This window comes from Streptomyces longisporoflavus (assembly GCF_014649775.1).
GTDB classification, from domain to species: Bacteria; Actinomycetota; Actinomycetes; order Streptomycetales; family Streptomycetaceae; genus Streptomyces; species Streptomyces longisporoflavus.
Genome location: NZ_BMTR01000004.1, coordinates 489399 through 509795, shown reverse-complemented (window position 1 = coordinate 509795; position 20397 = coordinate 489399). Strand labels below are relative to the sequence as shown.

The window sequence follows — 20397 nt, the reverse complement described above, 5'->3', positions numbered from 1 at the left end:
GTAGCTACGTTCTGTCTTGCGGAATTCTAATTCCACTTTGTGGAAACGTCCAGAGTGTGACGGGGAGCCTCTTGACGGCTCGCGGTCGGCCGTGAAGACTCATTCAACAGAACGTTGAATTCCGTTTAGCGGAATCGAATGGTCTGTGTAGCGGAAAAGAACGAACGGCCGGGCAACGGCGAACAGACCGGCGAACAGCCGAGCAACAGCGAAGAGAGGGCGTTGGGGACGTGGACGTAGAACTGGTGCTGCGCTCGACTCGCGTGATCACCCCGGAGGGAACCCGCGCGGCTTCCGTCACGGTCTCCGGGGGGAAGATCGCGGGCGTCCTGGCGTACGACGCCGACGTACCGGCGGGGGCCAGGATCGAAGACCTGGGTGACGACGTCCTGCTGCCCGGGATCGTCGACACACATGTCCATGTGAACGACCCCGGGCGCACGGAGTGGGAGGGCTTCTGGACCGCCACCCGCGCCGCGGCCGCCGGCGGCATCACCACCCTCGTCGACATGCCGCTCAACTCCCTGCCGCCGACCACCACCGTCGACAACCTGCGCACGAAGCAGGAAGTCGCCCGCACCAAGGCGCACATCGACGTCGGCTTCTGGGGCGGTGCCCTGCCCGACAACGTCGGCGACCTCAAGCCCCTGCACGACGCCGGCGTCTACGGCTTCAAGTGCTTCCTCTCGCCGTCCGGCGTGGACGAGTTCCCGCACCTCGACCAGGACCGCCTGGCCGCGTCCATGGCGGAGATCGCCGGATTCGGCGGCCTGCTCATCGTGCACGCCGAGGACCCGCACGAGCTCGACGCGGCCCCGCACAAGAGCGGCCCCAAGTACACGGACTACCTGGACACCCGGCCGCGCGTCTCCGAGGACGCCGCGATCGAGGGCCTCATCGGGCTCGCCAAGCGGCTCGGCGCCCGTGTCCACGTACTGCACCTGTCGTCGTCGAACGCGCTGCCCCTGATCGCCGCCGCCAAGCGCGAGGGCGTCAAGCTCACCGTCGAGACCTGCCCGCACTACCTCACGCTCACCGCGGAGGAAGTCCCGGACGGCGCCAGCGAGTTCAAGTGCTGCCCGCCCATCCGCGAGGCCGCCAACCAGGACCTGCTCTGGGACGCGCTCGCCGACGGCACCATCGACTGCATCGTGACGGACCACTCTCCGTCCACCGCCGACCTCAAGACCGACGACTTCGCGACCGCGTGGGGTGGCATCTCCGGGCTCCAGCTCAGCCTCCCCGCGATCTGGACCGAGGCGCGCAAGCGCGGCCACAGCCTCGAGGACGTGGTGCGCTGGATGTCGACACGCACCTCCGAGCTGGTCGGACTCGACCAGAAGGGCGCCATCGAGGCCGGCCGCGACGCCGACTTCGCGGTCCTCGCGCCCGACGAGACCTTCACCGTGGACCCCGCGGAGCTGCAGCACCGGAACCGGGTCACGGCGTACGCGGGCAAGACCCTCAGCGGCGTCGTGAAGTCCACCTGGCTGCGCGGCGAACGCATTCTGCACGGCGGCGAGTTCAGCGAACCCGCAGGCCGACTTCTGGAAAGGAAGAACTGATCACTGTGACGGCGATACCGACCTTCACCGGCGACGCGAGCCCCTACGGCGGCGGCGACCCGTACGCGGACTACCGCACCGCCGACTTCCCCTTCACCCAGTACGCGAACCTCGCGGACCGGCAGCTCGGCGCCGGCGTGATCGCCGCCAACGACGAGTTCTTCGCGATGCGCGAGAACCTCCTCCTCGCGCACCCCGCCGTCTTCGACCCGGAGCACTTCGGGCACAAGGGCAAGGTCATGGACGGCTGGGAGACCCGCCGCCGCCGCGGTGTCTCCGGCGAGCACCCGTGGCCGACCGAGGACGACCACGACTGGGCGCTCGTACGCCTCGGCGCCCCCGGCGTCGTGCGCGGCATCGTCATCGACACCGCACACTTCCGCGGAAACTACCCGCAGGCCGTGTCCGTCGAGGGCACGAGCATCGACGGTTCGCCGACCCCCGACGAGCTCCTCGCGGACGACGTGAAGTGGACGACCCTCGTACCGCGCACGGCCGTCGGCGGCCACGCGGCCAACGGCTTCACCGTCGACCTGGAGCAGCGCTTCACACACCTGCGCGTCAACCAGCACCCGGACGGCGGCATCGCGCGCCTGCGCGTCTACGGCGAGGTCGTCGCCGACCCCAGGTGGCTCGCGGCGCTCGGCACGTTCGACGTCGTGGCCCTGGAGAACGGCGGCCAGGTCGAGGACGCGTCCGACCGCTTCTACTCCCCGGCCACCAACACCATCCAGCCGGGCCGCTCCCGCAAGATGGACGACGGCTGGGAGACGCGGCGCCGCCGCGACACCGGCAACGACTGGATCCGCTACCAGCTGGTGGCCCAGTCCGAGATCCGCTCCGTCGAGATCGACACGGCCTACCTCAAGGGCAACTCGGCCGGCTGGGCCGCTCTTTCGATCCGTGACGGGGAGAGCGGCGAGTGGGTCGAGGCGCTGCCCCGCACCCGCCTGCAGCCCGACACCAACCACCGCTTCGTCCTGGACGCCCCGGTGATCGGCACGCACGTGCGCATCGACATCTTCCCGGACGGCGGCATCTCGCGCCTGCACCTCTTCGGTTCGCTGACCGAAGCGGGCGCGAGCCGCCTGACGGCGCGTCACCAGGAGCTCGGCGGCTGACCGTTACAGCCGAGGCCCACTGAAGGCCGAAGCCCACTGAAGGCCGAGGCCCGCCGAAGAACGTGGGGCGCACCGGGTGGACAGCCCCGGTGCGCCCCATCACCATGCCCGCGCGGCTCAGGCTCCGTGCCCGCCGTCGACCACCAGCTCCGTGCCGGTGATGAACGCGGCGTCATCTCCGGCCAGATAGGCGACGAGCGAGGCCACCTCGTCGGCCGTGCCGAAGCGGGCGAGCGCCGTCGCCGCCTTCTGCGGCTCGGCGAACGGGCCGTCGGCCGGGTTCATGTCCGTGTCGACCGAGCCCGGGTGCACGACGTTCACGGTGATCCCGCGCCCGGCCAGCTCGCGGGCCAGCGGCTTGGTCATGCCGATGAGCGCCGCCTTGCTGAGCGCGTACAGCGTCGCGCCGGGACCGCCCGCGAACCGCGTCAGGCCCGACCCGGTGGAGATGATCCGGCCCCCGTCGGCCAGCCTCCCGGCCGCCGCCTGCGAGGCCAGGAAGACCGAACGTACGTTGACGGCGAGCACCCGGTCGACGTCGGAGAGCGCCAGGTCCCCGATCGGACCGAGGACCCCGATGCCCGCGTTGTTCACCAGGATGTCCAGGCGGCCCAGATCGTCCGCCGCGCGCTCCACCGCGCCCGCCGCGTCACCGGCGTCCGCCGCGTCGGCCCGGATGGCGAAGCCGCGCTGCCCCGCCGCCTCGATCTTGGCGACGACCTCACGAGCGGCGGCCTCTCCGTTGACGTACGTGATGGCCACATCGGCACCCTCCTGCGCGAGCCGCAGTGCGATGGCCGCGCCGATGCCGCGGCTGCCGCCGGTGACCAGAGCGGTCTTGTTCACGAGAGAAGACATGCCGAACTCCATTTGCGTAGATAGATGAGCAATGCCTGAGAAGTGCTTGCGGGTTCAATGAAAGCGGGCGGGAAGCCTTGTGGCTGGCGGGAAATGGACACCGCCTTCCCGGCGTGATCCGGGCCGGATACGGTGATCGACCCACGTGAGAGCCGCCGAAGTCTCCACACCGCCGCATCCGTTGGAGACCGCGCCCCGTGTCGACGCTCGTCGCTCCCGCCGCGCCCGCAGTGCGCCGCGCCTGGCTCACCGATCTGCCCGTCCTGCTCGTGGCGATGGTCTGGGGCGCCAGTTATCTGGCGGCCAAGGGCATCACGACTACGCACACGGTCGTCGCCGTCCTGGTGCTGCGGTTCGCCGTCGTACTGCCCGCGCTCGTGGTGGCCGGATGGCGCGGCCTGCGCGCCCTGACCGCGCCGCAGTGGCGCGGGGCGGCGGTGCTCGGCCTGATCCTGAGCGGGATCTTCCTCCTGGAGACGTACGGCGTCGTGCGCACATCGGCGACCAACGCGGGCCTCATCATCAGCCTCACCATGATCTTCACGCCGCTCGCCGAGGCCGCCGTGACCCGGAAAAGGCCGCCGCGTGCCTTCCTCGCCGCGGCCGGGCTCTCCGTGCTCGGCGTGATCCTCCTGACCCAGGGCGGCGGCTTCACCCGGCCCTCGGCGGGCGACGGCCTGATCCTCCTGGCGGCCCTCGCGCGCACGGTGCACGTCCTGGCGATGTCGCGGATCAAGGCGGTCGAGGGCGCGGACTCGCTGTCGCTCACGACCGTCCAACTGGGCTCGGCGGTGGCGGTGTTCGCGGTGCTCGCCGCCGCGGGTACGGGGGCTTCGCCCTGGTCCGTCGCCGCCGACTTCGGTGCGGGCGAGTGGGCCGGGCTGCTCTTCCTCTCCGTCTTCTGCACGCTCTTCGCCTTCTTCGTACAGATGTGGGCGGTGCGCAGGACCTCGCCCTCGCGGGTGAGCCTGCTGCTCGGCACCGAGCCGCTGTGGGCCGCCGCGGTCGGGATCGCGGTGGGCGGAGAGCGGCTCGGTGTGGTGGGCCTGGTGGGAGGTGTGCTGGTTCTGGTGGGGACCAGTTGGGGGCGTGGGGTGCGGTGATACGTTCCGTGGTCGGTCGAGCAGGGGTCGTGGCCGGCCGTGCGGAGGGCCGTGGTCGGTCGTACAGGGGGAGCCCATGAGTGAGCACTTCGAGCAGGACTTCGCCACGAGCGCGCAGCGGCGCCGTGGCTGGGGCGGGGCGCTGCTCCTCGTGGCGGGCATCATCTGGGTCGTGCTCGCGTACCAGCTGATGGCGCCGTTCGAGGCGGGGGAGGACTTCGGCAGCCGCAAGTGCCAGTCGATGTTGTTCTACGAGGGGGACGAGGACCCGACCTGGGCGGAGGCCTCATGGGACGACTGCCGTGCGGAGCGCCGGTGGCCCGAGATGCTGGGCTGGCTGGGGCTCTCGGTGCCGCTCTCGGTGGGCGGCGCGGTGCTCTACACCAGCGGGGCCACCAGCCTGCGCATGCGTGAGTACATGGCGGAGCACCGCATCGCCGCCGCGAAGCGCGAGGCCGACGAGGACTGAGGCGCCGCCGCGAGGCGCGCGGGACTCGCGAGGCTTGCGGGAACTGGCGGCGGCCGACCGGGGGCGCTTGGTTAACTCACGGAAAATTCCCTGCACTTGGCGTTGACACGACAACCTCTACGCGCGTCACACTGGTCGCATGCGAATCCCCCCACGAATCGTAAGCATCACCGCCCTCGCCGCCGCCCTGCTCGTCGGCGGCCCCGTAGCCGCATCCGCGAGCGCGGTCTCCGACCACCACGCCCCCAACTCGACGGCATACTCCGCGACTTCGGTCTCTTCCGTCGCCGCCGTCGCTGCCGTCGGTGACATCTGCTACTCCAAGCTGCCCGACCAAGCGCACGACACCCTGGACCTGATCGAGGCGGGCGGCCCCTACCCGTATCCGCAGGACGGCACCGTCTTCCAGAACAGGGAAGGCATCCTGCCCTCTCAGGGCTCCGGCTACTACCACGAGTACACCGTGGTGACGCCGGGCTCACCGGACCGTGGCGCGCGCCGCATCGTGACCGGTGAGGAGAACCAGGAGGACTACTACACCGCCGATCACTACGAGTCCTTCGACCTGGTCGACTACGCCTGCTGAGCCCTTCTGTCGCACGGCGGTACTAGCGGGCCCTTTGGCTCTCCGCGACGGCGAACAGCGCGAGCGCGAGCACGATCAGCGTGACGCCCGCGTAGATCTCGTAGCCGTCGAGGAACCCGATCCGCCGCACGATGCCCCAGCCGCGCAGCCGGCCGGTCAGCTCGTGCACCACGGCTACCACGCCCTGGATCAGGAGAAGGACGCCGAAGACCTCTAGCACCTGTAGTACCTGCCTCATGCCGAAGAGCCTCGCCCCGTGGACTCCCCACGCACATCGGCCACGGGGCGAGGCTTCTTCCTCCGGCCCTCTACCAAAGTCGCGGGTCGCGCGACTTTGGTAGGCGATCATGTCCGGAGGGCGGCCGATGTCCTCCGCGGTGCGTAGATTTGTCGACCATGAGCGGCAATGAGCCCACGTCGGTGCCTTCCAGGACCCCGGCCCCGTCGGCGCCGCCCGCCGTTTCGGCCGGGCGTCCATGGGGGCTGCCCTCGGCCCTCGCCGCCGAATTCGACCCCGATCGCGCGCCGGGCAAGGGCAGGCGCGGGCGCGGGCCCCGGCGGACCGTGCGCGACTGGCTGGTCGACTTCGCCTGCTTCTTCTCGGCCGTGGTCATCGGCATGGTGGGCGCGGACGCGGTCGGCCGCAACCCGAACATCTCGCCCGGCTTCGCCGAGGCCGACCAGGTCATCGGCGCGCTCGCCTGTGCCGCCGTCTGGCTGCGCCGGCGCTGGCCCGTCGGCCTCGCCGTGGCCATGCTGCCGGTCGCCGTGCTCTCCGACACCGCGGGCGGCGCTGCCGCGGTCGCCTTGTTCACCCTGGCGGTGCACCGCCCCTTCCGGTACGTCGGCTGGATCGGCGGCCTGTCGATCGCCTCGATGCCGTTCGTCTACTGGATGCGGCCCGACGCCGAGATGCCGTACCTGGTCGCCGTCGTGATCGGCGTGCTGGTCAATGCCTCCGTCATCGGCTGGGGCATGTTCGTGCGCTCGCGCCGCCAGCTCCTGCTGAGCCTGCGCGACCGCGCGATCCGGGCCGAGAACGAGGCGGCGCTCCGTGCCGAGCAGGCCCAGCGGCTGGCCCGTGAGTCCATCGCCCGTGAGATGCACGATGTGCTCGCCCACCGCCTCACCCTGCTCAGCGTGCACGCCGGCGCCCTGGAGTTCCGTCCGGACGCGCCCCGCGAGGAGATCGTCAGGGCGGCCGGTGTCATCCGGGAGAGCTCGCACGAAGCGTTGCAGGATCTGCGCGAGGTGATCGGCGTTCTGCGTGGCGGTGGCGGTGGTGCTGTCGGAGGTGTTGGTGCCGGTGACGGGGAGGCGTCGGGCCGCCCGCAGCCGACCCTCGCCGCACTGGAGACCCTGGCCGCCGAGTCCCGCGACGCGGGCATGAAGGTCGCGCTCGACCTCGGTGTCGCCGACCCGGCCACCGTGCCCGCCGCCGTCGGCCGCACCGCCTATCGCATCGCCCAGGAGGGCCTGACCAATGCCCGTAAGCACGCGCCGGGGGCCGAGGTGACCGTCCGGGTGTCCGGCGCACCCGGCGAAGGACTCACCCTGTCGGTACGCAATCCGCCCCCGCCCGGCGACGTGCCCGAGGTCCCCGGTTCCGGCCAGGGCCTCATCGGCCTCACGGAGCGGGCGACGCTCGCGGGGGGCCGCATCGAGCACGGGGCCGCGGAGGACGGCGGCTTCCGCGTCGAGGCGTGGCTGCCGTGGGACGTGCCGTCCGGCCGCGGCGGTGAACTGTGAGCGCGGGAAGGGCCCTTGAGGCCGTACGGAGGGCCGCCGCCGAGACGTTCCGCGCTGCTCCGGTCCCGCCCGCGCTCCGGCCGGCTGTCGTGATCGGCCGTCCGCCGGCTCTCGTTACTGTGGTCCCATGAACCCGATCCGCGTGCTTCTCGTCGACGACGACCCGCTGGTCCGCGCCGGTCTTTCCTTCATGATGGGCGGCGCGGAGGACATCGAGATCGTCGGCGAGGCGGCGGACGGCTCCCACGTGGCCCCGCTGGTCGCCGAGCTGCGCCCCGACGTGGTCCTGATGGACATCCGCATGCCCATGATGGACGGCCTCGCGGCGACGGAGGCTCTGCGCAAGCGCCCCGACGCCCCCGAGGTCATCGTTCTCACGACCTTCCACGCCGACGAACAGGTGCTGCGGGCTTTGCGTGCCGGGGCGGCCGGGTTCGTCCTCAAGGACACCCCGCCCGCCGAGATCGTCGCCGCGGTACGAGCGGTCGCGGCGGGCGACCCGGTGCTCTCCCCGACGGTGACGCAGCAGCTGATCACCCGGGTGACGGGCGTGGACCGCCAACAGGGCCGCAGCGAACGGGCGTTGGAGCGGCTTGCGCTGCTCGGCGAGCGGGAGAGGGAGGTGGCGATCGCGGTCGGCCGCGGCGCGTCGAACGCGGACATCGCCGCGGAGCTGTACTTGAGCGTAGCCACGGTAAAGGCCCACGTCTCCCGCATCCTGACGAAGCTGGACCTCAACAACCGGGTCCAGATCGCCCTGTTGGCGCATGACGCGGGGTTGCTGGACGGGGTGGAGTAGCCCGCTTTCGGGCCGAGGGCCGGGGGGAGGCCGGGGGGCCTGGAGCGGGGGTCGGGCTGCACGTGGTTCCGGTACCGGGCCGGGGCCTGGCCGCGACGCCGAGCAGCGGGCGGCATGCCGACCGGCGTCGGCTTGCGGGACGGGCGTGGGTGGCCGTCGTCCCGGGCCGGGAGATGCAGCCGGGCCGCGGCAACGGGCCGCATACGCCGCGGATCTACTGGACGGGATCCGGACGGCATCCGGACGGCATCCGTACGGGATCCGGACAGGATCCGGCCGGGGACGGAGCCGCCCCTGGGCCCGCAGCTCAGCCCCCTGGGCCCGCAGCTCAACCCTCTGGCCCCGCAGCTCACCCCCCGGCGATCTCCGCCACCCGCACCGAACGCCGTTCCCGGCGTGAGAGTTCGCAGGCCTCGGCGATGCGCAGTGCCTGGAGGGCCTCCCGGCCGTCGCAGGGGTTGCTGCGTTCGCCGCGTACGACGTCGACGAACGCCGCCAGCTCCGCCTCGTACGCGGGGGCGAACCGTTCCAGGAAGCCGGGCCAGGGCTTGTCGGGGGGTGGCGAGCCCGAGGGCTCCACGGACGACAGGGGTGTGCGGTCGTCGAAGCCGACGGCGATCTGATCGTCCTCGCCGGCCAGTTCCATCCGTACGTCATAGCCCGCGCCGTTGCACCGCGTGGCCGTCGCCGTGACGAGCGTGCCGTCGTCCAGGGTGAGGACCGCCGCGGCCGTGTCGACGTCGTCCGCCTCGCGGAACATCGCGGGGCCGGCGTCCGATCCGGTGGCGTACACCTCGGTGACCTCGCGCCCCGTCACCCAGCGCACCATGTCGAAGTCGTGGACCAGGCAGTCGCGGTAGAGGCCGCCGGAGAGCGGGAGATACGCGGCCGGGGGCGGCGCGGGGTCGGAGGTCATCGCGCGGACCGTGTGCAGCCGCCCGAGCCGCCCCGACCGCACGGCCTCGCGCGCCGCCGCATACCCCGCGTCGAAGCGCCGCTGGAACCCCAGCTGGAGCACCGTGCCCGCCGCTTCGACCTCCCCGAGCGCGGCGAGCGTGCCCGGCAGATCGAGGGCGATGGGCTTCTCGCAGAAGACCGGCAGCCCCGCCCGCGCGGCCTTGCCGATCAGCTCGGCGTGCGCGGAGGTCGCCGCCGTGATCACCACCGCGTCCACCGGACCCGACCGGCCGCTCCCCGTGAAGACGTCGTCCACCGCGGCCGCCGAGGCCGCCCCGATCCGCGCCGCGAGCCCGGCCGCGCGCCCGACGTCGGCGTCGGCGACGATCAGCGCGTGCACCTCGGGGTGCCGCTGAAGAGCCGTCGAGTGAAATGTGCCGATACGGCCGGTCCCGATGAGTCCGATGCGCATCCCCCCACCCTCGCCACGCCCCACGGTCCTGTCAATCCTTTGTCCGGACAACAGAACTTCAGAACTTCCCGTCATCATTCCCTGCGGCTACGCTCGCCACGTGCCCAAATCTGTCGCCAAACCAGCCGTGGACCCGACCGTCTCGCTTCAGCTCGGTGTCGACCGCAGCAGTCCGGTTCCGCTGTACTTCCAGCTGTCCCAGCAGCTGGAGGCGGCGATCGAGCGGGGTGCTCTGACGCCGGGGACGCTGCTCGGCAATGAGATCGAGTTGGCGGGGCGGCTCGGGTTGTCGCGGCCCACCGTCCGGCAGGCCATCCAGTCGCTCGTCGACAAGGGCCTTCTCGTGCGCCGCAGGGGTGTCGGGACGCAGGTCGTGCACAGCCAGGTCAAGCGGCCTCTGGAGCTCAGCAGTCTCTACGACGATCTGGAGGCGGCGGGCCAGCGCCCCGAGACGCGCGTGCTGCGCAACACCGTCGAGCCCGCCTCCGCGGAGGTTGCCGCCGCGCTCGGCGTCGCGGAGGGCGACGAGGTGCATCTCGTCGAGCGGCTCCGCCTGGCGCACGGCGAGCCCATGGCGTACCTCCGCAACCGCCTGCCGTCCGGGCTGCTCGACCTGGAGACCCCGCGCCTGGAGGCCACCGGCCTCTACCGCCTGATGCGGGCCGCGAGCATCACCCTGCACAGCGCGCGCCAATCCGTCGGCGCCCGCGCCGCCACCGCCGATGAGTCAGAGCGGCTCGGCGAGCCGGCGGGCGCCCCGCTGCTCACGATGCAGCGCACGACCTTCGACGACACGGGTCGCGCCGTCGAGTTCGGCTCGCACATCTACCGGGCCTCGCGCTACTCCTTCGAGTTCCAGCTCCTCGTACGACCGTAGGGCGGCGCGCCTTTAGTCCGTGGCCATCAGGCCGGCGCGGAGCTTGCTCACGACGCGGGTGATGAGCCGGGAGACGTGCATCTGCGAGCAGCCCAGCTCGTCGGCGATCTGCTGCTGAGTCCGCTCCTCCACGAAGCGGAGGTGGATCAGGGTGCGGTCCCGCTCGCCGAGCTCCGCGATCAGCGGGGCGAGGGAGTGGAAGTTCTCGACCAGCTCGAAGGAGTGCTCGTCGACCCCGATGAAGTCGGCGAGCATCGTGTCGGACTCGTCGTCGGCGCCGTTGACCGCCGCGTTCAGCGAGACGGCGTTGTAGCCGTTGGCGGCCTTCTGCGCCTCGGCGACCTCCGAGGGCTCAAGCTGCATCAGCTCCGCGAGTTCGGCCGTGGAGGGCAGGCGGCCCAGACGGGTGCGCAACTCCTCGGTGGCCTTGGAGAGTTCGATGCGGGCTTCCTGCAGCCGGCGGGGCACGTGCACGGCCCAGGAGGTATCGCGGAAGAACCGCTTGATCTCACCGGTGATGTAGGGAACGGCGAAGGAGGTGAACTCGACTTCGCGGGTCAGCTCGAAGCGGTCGATGGCCTTGATCAGACCGATGGTGCCGACCTGGATGATGTCTTCCATCTCCTGCGGGCCGCGGTGCCTGAACCGCGAGGCCGCGTACTGCACGAGGGAAAGGTTCATCTCGATCAGGGCGTTGCGCACGTACTGGTACTCGTGCGTGCCTTCCTCGAGTTGGGCCAGGCGATCGAAGAAACGCTTGCCGACCTCCCGTGCGTCCTTGGGCGCGATGGAGGAGGGGTCCGTGTACGCCTGCTCAACGAGGTCTTCCCCGGCCCGGGCGGCCGTTTCCTGCGTCTGCTCCTGCGCCGCGGTGATCATGCGTTCCTCTCCTTGTTCAATTCCTTGTTCAGGTCGGCTCTTGGCTCCGCAGCCCACCCTGTACCCCGCCATTCGCCGCCCACACGTACAGACTTGCGAACGATACGAGCGAGGTGGGTGAGGCACGCGAAGGACGCTAAGGGCGCAAAGAGGAGAGCCCCGCCATGCGTCGTGGTGCTGATGTTTGCGAGGCGGCCGAGCGGCTAACCGGGGGTCAGTACACGATGTCGACGCCAAGGGAGCGTGAGTGGTCATGAGCGCCAACGAGAAGGGCAAGGCGAAGGTCGAGCAGGCCACCGGAGCCGCCAAGGAAGCCGCCGGACGCGCCGTGGGCAACGAACGCCTCACCGCCGAAGGCCGCGGCCAGCAGGCGAAGGGCGACGCGCGCCAGGCCAAGGAGAAGGCCAAGGACATCGGCAAGCACTGACTGGTGCCGTGCCGCGGTAGCGCGGCACCACACCGTCACACGTGATCGTTGGGGCGGCCCCGTCTTCGGGGCCGCCCCGACGGCGTCCGATACCAACTCGCCAACGGTCGTCAGAATGTTCTGACAAATCCATTGACGCTGCCGCGCGCCCGCCGCTAGAACTCCCCCAGCCGCACTCGGGCGGCCGGGAGAAGAGGTGGTCCCACCATGCGTAGTCCCACCACGCGTAGCCCCGTCAGGGGCGCAGCTCGCACGGCAGCGGCTCTCGTCGCCGTGATCGTGCTCGCGGCCGGGTGCAGCGGTTCCGGCGGCAAGGACGACGAGGACGAGTCGGACGACGGCGGGGGAGGCGGCAAGGGCGTGAACACGCCCCGCCTCAAGATCGCGATGATCACCCACTCAGGCGAGGGCGACACCTTCTGGGACATCGTCCAGAGCGGCGCCAAGCAGGCGGCCCGCAAGGACAACGTCGAGTTCCTCTACTCCAACGACAAAGAGGCCAAGGGCCAGGCCGAGCTCGTCCAGTCCGCTATCGACAAGAAGGTCGACGGCATCATCGTCACCCTGGCCAAGCCGGAGGCGATGAAGACGGTGCTCGGCAAGGCCGAGGACGCCGGGATACCGGTCGTCACGATCAACTCCGGCGGCGAGTTCTCCGCGGAATTCGGCGCTCTGAGCCACATCGGGCAGGACGAGTCCGTGGCGGGCGAGGCGGTCGGCGAGGAGCTCGACAAGCGCGGCAAGAAGAAGGCGCTCTGCGTCATCCACGAACAGGGGAACGTCTCGCTGGAGCAGCGCTGCGCGGGCGTGAAGAAGACCTTCGACGGCTCGGTCGAGAATCTCAACGTGGACGGCACCAACGCGCCCGGCACCGAGTCCTCCGTCAGTGCGAAGCTCCAGGCCACCAAGGACATCGACTCCGTCGTCACGCTCGGCGCGCCGATCGCCGCGTACTCGGTGAAGGCCAAGGAGGATGCGGGCAGCAAGGCGGAGGTCGACACGTTCGACCTGAACGCCGAGGTCGTCAAGCGCCTCAAGGCCAAGGAGGTCGGTTTCGCCGTCGACCAGCAGCCCTACCTCCAGGGCTACCTCGCCATCGACGAACTGTGGCTCTACAAGACCAACGCGAACGTCCTCGGCGGCGGCAAGCCCGTCCTGACCGGGCCCGCGATCGTCACCGGGAAGGACGTGCCGAAGCTGGAGAAGTACACCGCCCGCGGTACCCGATGAACACATGCGTGATCCGCGTGGTCGATACTTGGGCGGCCGGGGCCGGGCATCCGGACCGGCCACACCGAGGAGCAGAGCTAGAAGGGCACGGCGTCGTGGCAAGGGTTCAGACAGGGGTACGTGCGGTGGGCGCCGTGCTGGTCGCGGTGCTCGGGGTATCCCTCGCGGGGTGCAGCAGCACCGGCGGCAAGCGGGCCGAGGACGCGCGCAAGGCGGCAACGGCACACGGCAAGGCCGCGGTGAGCACGCCGCGGTGGACGTTCGGCATGGTGACCCACTCGGGTGACGGTGACACGTTCTGGGACATCGTCCAGGAGGGTGCCGAAGAGGCGGCCCGCAAGGACAACATCAAGTTCCTGTACTCCCACAACGCCGAGGCGCAGCAGCAGGCCCAGCTCGTGGACTCGTACATCGACAAGAAGGTCGACGGCATCATCGTCACCCTCGCCAAGCCCGACGCCATGAAGGGCGCCCTGGCCCGCGCGAAGAAGGCCGGCATCCCGGTGATCACCGTGAATTCCGGCTCCGCGGAGTCCAAGGAGTTCGGCGCGCTCACCCACATCGGCCAGGACGAGACGATCGCGGGCGAGGCGGTCGGCGAGGAGCTCAACAAGCGCGGCAAGAAGAAGGCGCTCTGCATCCTGCACGAGCAGGGCAACGTCGGGCACGAGCAGCGCTGCGAGGGCGCCAAGAAGACCTTCGACGGCAAGATGCAGAACCTGTACGTGACCGGCACGAACATGCCCGACGTGCAGTCCTCCATCGAGGCCAGGCTCCAGTCCGACAAGTCCGTCGACTCGGTCGTCACGCTCGGCGCGCCCTTCGCGGACACCGCGGTGAAGGCCGCCGACAGCGCGGGCAGCAAGGCCGAGGTCGACACCTTCGACCTGAACGAGAAGGTCGCGGCGGGCCTGAAGGACGGCACGCTCGGCTTCGCCGTCGACCAGCAGCCCTACCTCCAGGGCTACGAGGCCGTGGACCTGCTCTGGCTCTACAGGTACAACGACGACGTGCTCGGCGGCGGCAAGCCGGTGCTCACCGGGCCGCAGATCGTCACCAAGGACCAGGCCGCCAAGCTGGAGGAATACGCGAAGCGAGGGACCCGATGACAGCCACAGCCCCGGCGCCCGCGCCATCCCCGGGCTCTCCGGACACGAAGACGGACGAGCGCCTCCTGAAGGCCTCGCCGCTGAAGAAGCTGATGGGCCGGCCGGAGCTCGGCTCCGTGGTCGGCGCCGTCGCCGTCTTCGTCTTCTTCGCCGTCGCCGCGGACAGCTTCCTGCAGGCCACCAGCTTGGCCACGGTGCTCTACGCGGCTTCCACGCTCGGCATCATGGCGGTGCCGGTGGCGCTTTTGATGATCGGCGGCGAGTTCGACCTGTCGGCGGGCGTCATGGTGACGACCTCGGCACTGATCTCGTCGATGTTCAGCTACCAGATGACGGCGAACGTCTGGGTCGGCGTGCTCGTCTCGCTGATCGTCACCCTCGCGATCGGCGTCTTCAACGGCGTGATGCTGACGCGCACCGACCCGCCGAGCTTCATCATCACGCTCGGTACGTTCCTGATGCTGACCGGCATGAACCTCGGCTTCACCAAGCTGATCAGCGGCACGGTCTCCACGAAGTCGATCGCCGACATGGAGGGCTTCACCTCCGCCAAGGACGTGTTCGCCTCCACGCTCACCATCGGCGGCGTCGACTTCAAGATCACGATCCTCTGGTGGCTCGGCCTGATCCTGGTCGCCACCTGGATCCTGCTCCGCACCCGCGTCGGCAACTGGATCTTCGCGGTCGGCGGCGGCGAACAAGCGGCCCGCGCGGTCGGCGTCCCGGTCGCCGCGACCAAGATCGGCCTCTATATGGGCGTCGCCTTCGGCGCCTGGGTCTCCGGCCAGCACCTGCTCTTCTCGTACGACGTCGTCCAGTCCGGCGAGGGCGTCGGCAATGAACTGATCTACATCATCGCGGCCGTCATCGGCGGCTGTCTGATCACCGGCGGATACGGCTCCGCGGTCGGCGCGGCCGTGGGTGCCCTCATCTTCGGCATGGTCAGCAAGGGCATCGTGTTCGCGGAGTGGAACCCGGACTGGTTCAAGTTCTTCCTCGGAGTGATGCTGCTCCTGGCGACCCTGCTCAACCACTGGGTCCGCAAGCGCGCGGAGGCGACGAAGTGACCACCGACCCGATCGACGTCACCGACGCGGTGCCCGGCCCCGACCCCGACCGCACGCCGCTCGTCGAGCTCGACGACGTCAGTAAGTACTACGGCAACATCCGCGCCCTCGAAGGCGTCTCCCTGGAGGTCCACGCGGGGGAGATCTCCTGCGTCCTCGGCGACAACGGCGCGGGCAAGTCGACCCTCATCAAGATCATCGCCGGGCTGCACCAGCACGACGCCGGGTCTTTCCGGATCGAGGGCGAGGACGCGAAACTCGGCACGCCGCGCGACGCGCTGAACCACGGCATCGCCACGGTCTACCAGGACCTCGCCGTGGTCCCCCTGATGCCGGTCTGGCGGAACTTCTTCCTGGGCTCCGAGCCGACGAAGGGGGTCGGCCCCTTCAAGCGCCTCGACGTCGACCTCATGCGCGAGACGACCCGCGCGGAGCTGCTCCGCATGGGCATCGACCTGCGCGACGTCGACCAGCCCATCGGCACCCTGTCGGGCGGCGAGCGCCAGTGCGTGGCGATCGCCCGCGCCGTCTACTTCGGCGCCAAGGTCCTGGTCCTCGACGAGCCGACGGCGGCGCTCGGCGTCAAGCAGTCGGGCGTCGTCCTGAAGTACGTCGCCGCCGCGCGGGACGCGGGCCTCGGAGTGGTCCTGATCACCCACAACCCGCACCACGCGTACCTGGTCGGCAACCGCTTCGTCCTTCTCAAGCGCGGCACGATGTTCGGCAGCTACGCGCGTGACGAGGTCACCCTGGACGAGTTGACCCGCCAGATGGCGGGCGGCTCGGAGCTGGACGACCTCCGTCACGAACTGGAGAAGCGCTGACGGGCGCCCCCTCAGGGGCGTGCGGAGAAGCCCCGTAAGGGGCGCGGGGAACTGCGCGAGCAACCACGAAAAAGCCGCAGTCGCGTCCGCCGGGTGATCGAGCAGACGCGACTGCGGCATCTCGCGGGCTGAGCGCGCAGTTCCCCGCGCCCCTGACGGGGCGCACCGGGTCCGTTGTGCGCGCCCCCGCGAGCGTGAGGCAGAATCGCCGCAATGAGCACCTACCGCGATCTCGCGCACCGCGGCTCCGCCCGAGCCACCGTCCTGCGGACCGTGGGCACGCGTGAGCGCCGATCACACCTGACGGCGCCCCGCGTCCCCACCGTCGGCATCGACATCGGCGGCACGAAGGTGATGGCGGGCGCCGTCGACGCCGACGGGAACATCCTGGAGACGCTCCGCACGGAGACCCCGGACAAGTCCAAGAGCCCCAAGGTCGTCGAGGACACCATCGTCGAGCTGGTCCTCGACCTCTCCGACCGGCACGACGTGCACGCCGTGGGCATCGGTGCCGCGGGCTGGGTCGACGCGGACCGCAACCGCGTCCTGTTCGCCCCGCACCTGTCCTGGCGCAACGAACCCCTGCGGGACCGTATCTCCGGCCGCCTCGCCGTGCCCGTCATGGTCGACAACGACGCGAACACCGCCGCCTGGGCGGAGTGGCGCTTCGGCGCGGGGCGCGGCGAGGACCACCTGGTCATGATCACGCTCGGCACCGGCATCGGCGGCGCGATCCTGGAGGACGGTCAGGTCAAGCGCGGCAAGTTCGGCGTCGCCGGGGAGTTCGGCCACATGCAGGTCGTCCCCGGCGGCCACCGCTGCCCGTGCGGAAACCGCGGCTGCTGGGAGCAGTACAGCTCCGGCAACGCGCTCGTCAGGGAGGCCCGCGAGCTCGCCGCGGCCGACTCCCCGGTCGCGTACGGGATCATCGAGCGGGTCAAGGGCAACATCCCCGACATCACGGGCCCTCTGATCACGGAGCTGGCCCGCGACGGCGACGCGATGTGCGTCGAGCTCCTCCAGGACATCGGCCAGTGGCTCGGCGTCGGCATCGCGAACCTCGCGGCGGCCCTCGACCCGTCCTGCTTCGTCATCGGCGGCGGCGTCTCGGCCGCCGACGACCTCCTGATCGGCCCGGCACGCGACGCCTTCCGCCGCCAGCTGACGGGGCGCGGCTACCGCCCCGAGGCCCGTATCGCCCGCGCCCAGCTGGGCCCCGAGGCCGGCATGGTGGGCGCCGCCGACCTGGCGCGCCTGGTGGCCCGCCGCTTCCGCCGCGCGAACCGGCGCCGGGTGGAGCGCCACGAACGCTACGAGCGCTTCGCGGAAGCGCGCCGCACCAACGACCGAACCTCTCAGGGAACCCAGTAAGCAGATGACCGTGCCCCGACAACCTTCGTCCCCGGAGTCACCGGAATCCCCGGATCCCGCCGACGAGGGCGGGCGTCCCCGCGAGGGCCGCCGCCACATGATCCGCCGCCGCTGGCTGACGGCAACGATCATCGTGCTCCTGATCGGCGTACCGGCCGGCTATCTGGTGATCTCCGCGAACCAGAGCCGCAACAGCGGCCGCGACAAGGAGGCCAAGTACTCCGCGACCGGCCTCACCGCGGGCTGGCCCTCCAAGGTGCAGCGCCGCCTCTACGACGTGCCGATCGCCCCGTACTCCAGGGAAGTCGCCTACTACGAGACGAACAACTGGCGCACCAGCCGCTTGTACGCCCAGTTCCTGACGAGCAACAAGGGCCTGGACAAGTTCCTCAAGCAGATCGGCACGAGCACCGGCCAGCTGAAGAAGAACGACATAACGATCAGCAAGCGGGACCGCAAAGTGGTCGGCTGGGAGTTCACGGATCCGGGCCCCTGGCTGGGACTCACCCACACGAAGAAGGACCCGGCGCCGACCCTGGACGTGGTGGTGAACCGGGTCGACCCCTACCACCCGATGGTCTATGTAGTGTCTACGACAACCCCGTAACTGGCGTGTTTCACCGGTGAGTTGCCGCGGGGTCGGCTCGTACGATGACGCGCATGATCTCCACAGAGACGCCTGACGGGGCATCCGAAGAGGGGTACGACAGACTCCGGCGTGCCCAGTGGCTCGCGGGCCGGGCACGCGCGGACGGGGTGGCGCGCAGGGACATGCTGCGGCTCGTCGCCGCGGCGGGGGTCACGGCGGGGGCCGCGGGAGCGGCCTCGGCGCTGGGAGCACCCCGGGCGACGGCGGCCACCGGCGCCCAGGCCAGTGCCGCGGCCGCTGCCGGCATCGTGAAGCCGCTGCCCGCGGACCGCTTCACGATCCGGGGCACGAACGCGGAGACGAAGTTCGAGGCCTTCGCGGGGACGCCCTTCCTCACCCCCGCGTCCCACTTCTTCGTGCGCAACCACACGGCGACGCCGCGCCTGGACGCCAAGACGTGGAGCCTGAGGATCTGGGGCGACGGCCTGAAGGGCGGCGGGGCAAGGGAGTTCACGCTCGCGGACCTCGAACGCCTCCCGTCGGTCACGCGCACCGCCTTCGTCGAATGCGCGGGCAACGGCAGAAGCTTCTTCACCACCCAGCAGGGCCGGCCGGCCTCGGGCACGGCCTGGACCCTGGGCGCGATCGGCAACGCCCGCTGGCGCGGCGTACGCCTCTCCGAAGTCCTGCGCCGGGCCGGCGTCTCCCGCCACGCGGTGGACGTGCAGCCGAGGGGCCTGGACGCGGAGTACGTCACGGACGACGGCACGAACCTGGGCCGGGTCCGCCGCCCGCTGCCGATCTCCAAGGCCCTTGACGACGTCATCCTCGCCTACGAGATGAACGGCGCCCCGCTCCCCGCGGACCACGGCTACCCGGTGCGGGTCCTGGTCCCGGCGTGGGTGGGCATCGCGTCGATCAAATGGGTGGGCGACATCGAGGTCTCCGCGCAGCCGCTCTTCTCGCCGTGGAACACGCAGTTCTACCGCCTGTTCGGTGACACCTACCCCCCTGAGGGCAGCGACCCGCTGACCCGCCAGACCCTGAAGTCCGCCTTCGAACTCCCCTGGAACGCCGCCGTCGAGGCGGCCACCACCCACCACCTCACCGGCCGCTCGTGGTCGGCGACGGGCGCGATCACCCGGGTGGACATCAGCACCGACGCGGGCACGACCTGGCGCCGCGCCCGCCTCAAGGACACCCCGCACCGCGCCACGTGGACCCGCTGGAGCATCCCCTGGCGCCCCGACTCCCCGGGCCCGACCGCGCTCCTGGCCCGCGCCACGGACACCACGGGCCGCACCCAGCCGGAGACGACGGTGCACAACACGCAGGGGTATCTGTTCGACGCGGTGGTACGGCATGCCGTGACGGTGGTCTGAGACGGTGGTCCGAGATCAGCCGAGGCCCGCCCACCGCTCGTAGGCGGCAGCCCCCACCCCCAGGTCCTCCCAGGCCATCCCCGCCGACTTGAACAAGCGGGGCCGGGTCCCGGTGATCTCCACCTCGCCCCGCACCAGCTCGGCCAGAGTGCGCAGGCGGGCCATGTCGAAGGCGCCCGCCTTCACCGCGAGGGCGATGTCCCCGCACTCCCGCAGGGCGACCCCGTGCGACTCCGCGACCACCAGGCCCCGCGTCAGGAGGGCCGCGTCCACCTCGCGGGCGTCCGGTTCGTGGGAGCCCACCGCCGCGACCGTGGCGTGCGGCGGCAGCAGGGCGCTGTCGAAGAGCGGTTCGCGGGCCGTGGTGCAGCAGCAGACCACGTCGGCGCCGGCGACGTCCCGCGGGGTCGCGGGCGCCGCCGACAGGCCCGCCTCGCGGCACCGGTCCGCGAAGGCCGCCACCCGCTCCGGGTTCCGCGCCACCACGTCCACGTGGGCCAGCGAAGGGCGCACCGCGCGGACCGCCTCGACGTGGCCCCACGCCTGCGGCCCTGTGCCGAAGACCAGGAGGCGGCGGGCGTCCGGGACCGCCAGGTGCTTGATCGCCGCGCCCGACACCGCGGGCGTCCGCAGGGACGTCAGCGCGATGCCGTCGAGGAGGGCGAGGGGCGTGTGGGTCGTGCCGTCCAGGAGGAGGTACACGCCCTGGACGCGGGGGAGGTCGCGGGCCGCGTTCTCCGGGGTGACCGTGGCGATCTTCACGCCCGTGTACGAGGTCGTCGAGGACGGCATCAGCAGGAGCTGGCCGCCCGGCACGTCCACGACTCCCCGCGGGGGTTCCGCCCCGGGGCCAGGCCCCCCTTGAGCACGGCTTCCACCGCCTCGATCGCCGCGGACATCGGGACGAGCCGCGCCATCGTCCCGGCATCGATGTGGGGCGGAACATCACTCATGTCTGTTTCCTTCCGGGGCCGTTCGGCGAGAGCTTTCGCACCCTCTTACTCACGCGTCAGCTCCGACCGT

Annotated in this window: 22 protein-coding genes; 16 read left to right on the top strand and 6 right to left on the bottom strand. The window is 70.8% G+C overall.

The annotated features are described in order from the left end of the window. Positions 1–230: 230 nt before the first annotated feature. Positions 231–1565 carry an allantoinase AllB gene (gene allB / locus IE226_RS11310; protein ID WP_190080941.1) on the top strand — a complete coding sequence of 445 codons (1335 nt, stop codon included), beginning with the start codon at positions 231–233 and terminating at the stop codon, positions 1563–1565. Positions 1566–1570: 5 nt separating this feature from the next. Continuing rightward, positions 1571–2686, top strand: coding sequence for an allantoicase (gene alc / locus IE226_RS11305; protein ID WP_190080940.1), 1116 nt, complete (start codon positions 1571–1573; stop codon positions 2684–2686). A 117-nt stretch (positions 2687–2803) separates the two neighbouring features. On the opposite strand, the gene IE226_RS11300 is transcribed toward alc, so the two are convergent. Continuing rightward, positions 2804–3544: an SDR family NAD(P)-dependent oxidoreductase gene (locus IE226_RS11300; protein WP_190080939.1), complete on the bottom strand. Its 741-nt coding sequence runs from the start codon at positions 3542–3544 to the stop codon at positions 2804–2806. Between the two features lie 197 nt (positions 3545–3741). Between IE226_RS11300 and IE226_RS11295 the strand changes: the two genes are divergently transcribed. The 3 genes from IE226_RS11295 to IE226_RS11285 all read left to right on the top strand — a co-directional run bounded on the left by IE226_RS11295 (position 3742) and on the right by IE226_RS11285 (position 5702). Next, complete coding sequence (locus tag IE226_RS11295) at positions 3742–4647, top strand: DMT family transporter (RefSeq protein WP_190080938.1); 906 nt, start codon at positions 3742–3744, stop codon at positions 4645–4647. A 76-nt stretch (positions 4648–4723) separates the two neighbouring features. Beyond that, positions 4724–5116 (top strand): hypothetical protein, encoded by a 393-nt coding sequence (locus IE226_RS11290; RefSeq protein ID WP_190080937.1) that lies wholly within the window; start codon positions 4724–4726, stop codon positions 5114–5116. A 139-nt stretch (positions 5117–5255) separates the two neighbouring features. Next, positions 5256–5702 (top strand): guanyl-specific ribonuclease, encoded by a 447-nt coding sequence (locus IE226_RS11285; RefSeq protein WP_190080936.1) that lies wholly within the window; start codon positions 5256–5258, stop codon positions 5700–5702. A 22-nt stretch (positions 5703–5724) separates the two neighbouring features. Here the strand turns inward: IE226_RS11285 and IE226_RS11280 are convergent, their stop codons facing one another. Continuing rightward, positions 5725–5940: a hypothetical protein gene (locus IE226_RS11280; RefSeq protein ID WP_190080935.1), complete on the bottom strand. Its 216-nt coding sequence runs from the start codon at positions 5938–5940 to the stop codon at positions 5725–5727. A gap of 158 nt (positions 5941–6098) precedes the next feature. Here IE226_RS11280 and IE226_RS11275 point away from each other — a divergent pair, with 158 nt between their 5' ends. Further along, entirely contained in the window at positions 6099–7451 is a 1353-nt protein-coding gene (locus IE226_RS11275; protein WP_190080934.1) for a sensor histidine kinase, read from the top strand. Positions 7452–7578: 127 nt separating this feature from the next. Beyond that, on the top strand, positions 7579–8250 hold the full coding sequence (locus tag IE226_RS11270) for a response regulator (protein WP_190080933.1): 672 nt from the start codon (positions 7579–7581) through the stop codon (positions 8248–8250). Between the two features lie 349 nt (positions 8251–8599). Here IE226_RS11270 and IE226_RS11265 read toward each other — a convergent pair whose 3' ends face one another. Then, positions 8600–9619, bottom strand: a complete 1020-nt coding sequence (locus tag IE226_RS11265) for a Gfo/Idh/MocA family protein (protein ID WP_190080932.1) — start codon at positions 9617–9619, stop codon at positions 8600–8602. A gap of 127 nt (positions 9620–9746) precedes the next feature. Here IE226_RS11265 and IE226_RS11260 point away from each other — a divergent pair, with 127 nt between their 5' ends. Then, positions 9747–10496 carry a GntR family transcriptional regulator gene (locus IE226_RS11260; RefSeq protein ID WP_229870775.1) on the top strand — a complete coding sequence of 250 codons (750 nt, stop codon included), beginning with the start codon at positions 9747–9749 and terminating at the stop codon, positions 10494–10496. A gap of 12 nt (positions 10497–10508) precedes the next feature. On the opposite strand, the gene IE226_RS11255 is transcribed toward IE226_RS11260, so the two are convergent. Continuing rightward, positions 10509–11375 carry a SigB/SigF/SigG family RNA polymerase sigma factor gene (locus IE226_RS11255; RefSeq protein WP_190080930.1) on the bottom strand — a complete coding sequence of 289 codons (867 nt, stop codon included), beginning with the start codon at positions 11373–11375 and terminating at the stop codon, positions 10509–10511. A 253-nt stretch (positions 11376–11628) separates the two neighbouring features. On the opposite strand from IE226_RS11255, the gene IE226_RS11250 reads away from it, so the two are divergent. The 8 genes from IE226_RS11250 (at position 11629) to IE226_RS11215 (ending at position 19374) form a co-directional block, all read left to right on the top strand. Next, positions 11629–11802, top strand: a complete 174-nt coding sequence (locus IE226_RS11250) for a CsbD family protein (protein ID WP_190080929.1) — start codon at positions 11629–11631, stop codon at positions 11800–11802. Positions 11803–12009: 207 nt separating this feature from the next. Next, positions 12010–13032: a sugar ABC transporter substrate-binding protein gene (locus IE226_RS11245; RefSeq protein WP_190080928.1), complete on the top strand. Its 1023-nt coding sequence runs from the start codon at positions 12010–12012 to the stop codon at positions 13030–13032. Between the two features lie 95 nt (positions 13033–13127). Continuing rightward, the gene (locus tag IE226_RS11240; protein ID WP_229870756.1) at positions 13128–14141 is read left to right on the top strand and encodes a sugar ABC transporter substrate-binding protein; all 1014 of its coding nucleotides are present in this window, start codon (positions 13128–13130) and stop codon (positions 14139–14141) included. Further along, positions 14138–15208, top strand: a complete 1071-nt coding sequence (locus IE226_RS11235; RefSeq protein ID WP_190080926.1) for an ABC transporter permease — start codon at positions 14138–14140, stop codon at positions 15206–15208. Before IE226_RS11240 ends, IE226_RS11235 begins: the two co-directional genes overlap by 4 nt. Next, positions 15205–16032: an ATP-binding cassette domain-containing protein gene (locus IE226_RS11230; protein WP_229870754.1), complete on the top strand. Its 828-nt coding sequence runs from the start codon at positions 15205–15207 to the stop codon at positions 16030–16032. Before IE226_RS11235 ends, IE226_RS11230 begins: the two co-directional genes overlap by 4 nt. 213 nt (positions 16033–16245) lie before the next feature. After that, entirely contained in the window at positions 16246–17403 is a 1158-nt protein-coding gene (locus IE226_RS11225; protein ID WP_190080925.1) for an ROK family glucokinase, read from the top strand. Positions 17404–17407: 4 nt separating this feature from the next. Further along, positions 17408–18010 carry a sugar kinase gene (locus tag IE226_RS11220; protein ID WP_190080924.1) on the top strand — a complete coding sequence of 201 codons (603 nt, stop codon included), beginning with the start codon at positions 17408–17410 and terminating at the stop codon, positions 18008–18010. 53 nt (positions 18011–18063) lie between these two features. Then, positions 18064–19374 (top strand): sulfite oxidase, encoded by a 1311-nt coding sequence (locus tag IE226_RS11215; RefSeq protein WP_373306924.1) that lies wholly within the window; start codon positions 18064–18066, stop codon positions 19372–19374. 15 nt (positions 19375–19389) lie between these two features. Here the strand turns inward: IE226_RS11215 and IE226_RS11210 are convergent, their stop codons facing one another. Next, complete coding sequence (locus IE226_RS11210; protein ID WP_308429453.1) at positions 19390–20196, bottom strand: ornithine cyclodeaminase family protein; 807 nt, start codon at positions 20194–20196, stop codon at positions 19390–19392. Further along, positions 20166–20327 carry a hypothetical protein gene (locus IE226_RS45045; RefSeq protein WP_308429452.1) on the bottom strand — a complete coding sequence of 54 codons (162 nt, stop codon included), beginning with the start codon at positions 20325–20327 and terminating at the stop codon, positions 20166–20168. The genes IE226_RS11210 and IE226_RS45045 overlap by 31 nt, the downstream gene beginning before the upstream one ends. Positions 20328–20397 lie beyond the last annotated feature (70 nt).

Bases quoted from the DNA above. Each gene is read 5' to 3' on its own strand.
- IE226_RS11300 (WP_190080939.1), bottom strand. From the start codon at position 3,544: ATGTCTTCTCTCGTGAACAAGACCGCTCTGGTCACCGGCGGCAGCCGC.
- IE226_RS11290 (WP_190080937.1), top strand. From the start codon at position 4,724: ATGAGTGAGCACTTCGAGCAGGACTTCGCCACGAGCGCGCAGCGGCGC.
- IE226_RS11285 (WP_190080936.1), top strand. From the start codon at position 5,256: ATGCGAATCCCCCCACGAATCGTAAGCATCACCGCCCTCGCCGCCGCC.
- IE226_RS11280 (WP_190080935.1), bottom strand. From the start codon at position 5,940: ATGAGGCAGGTACTACAGGTGCTAGAGGTCTTCGGCGTCCTTCTCCTG.
- IE226_RS11275 (WP_190080934.1), top strand. From the start codon at position 6,099: ATGAGCGGCAATGAGCCCACGTCGGTGCCTTCCAGGACCCCGGCCCCG.
- IE226_RS11270 (WP_190080933.1), top strand. From the start codon at position 7,579: ATGAACCCGATCCGCGTGCTTCTCGTCGACGACGACCCGCTGGTCCGC.
- IE226_RS11265 (WP_190080932.1), bottom strand. From the start codon at position 9,619: ATGCGCATCGGACTCATCGGGACCGGCCGTATCGGCACATTTCACTCG.
- IE226_RS11255 (WP_190080930.1), bottom strand. From the start codon at position 11,375: ATGATCACCGCGGCGCAGGAGCAGACGCAGGAAACGGCCGCCCGGGCC.
- IE226_RS11250 (WP_190080929.1), top strand. From the start codon at position 11,629: ATGAGCGCCAACGAGAAGGGCAAGGCGAAGGTCGAGCAGGCCACCGGA.
- IE226_RS11245 (WP_190080928.1), top strand. From the start codon at position 12,010: ATGCGTAGTCCCACCACGCGTAGCCCCGTCAGGGGCGCAGCTCGCACG.
- IE226_RS11235 (WP_190080926.1), top strand. From the start codon at position 14,138: ATGACAGCCACAGCCCCGGCGCCCGCGCCATCCCCGGGCTCTCCGGAC.
- IE226_RS11225 (WP_190080925.1), top strand. From the start codon at position 16,246: ATGAGCACCTACCGCGATCTCGCGCACCGCGGCTCCGCCCGAGCCACC.
- IE226_RS11220 (WP_190080924.1), top strand. From the start codon at position 17,408: ATGACCGTGCCCCGACAACCTTCGTCCCCGGAGTCACCGGAATCCCCG.
- IE226_RS11215 (WP_373306924.1), top strand. From the start codon at position 18,064: ATGATCTCCACAGAGACGCCTGACGGGGCATCCGAAGAGGGGTACGAC.
- IE226_RS45045 (WP_308429452.1), bottom strand. From the start codon at position 20,327: ATGAGTGATGTTCCGCCCCACATCGATGCCGGGACGATGGCGCGGCTC.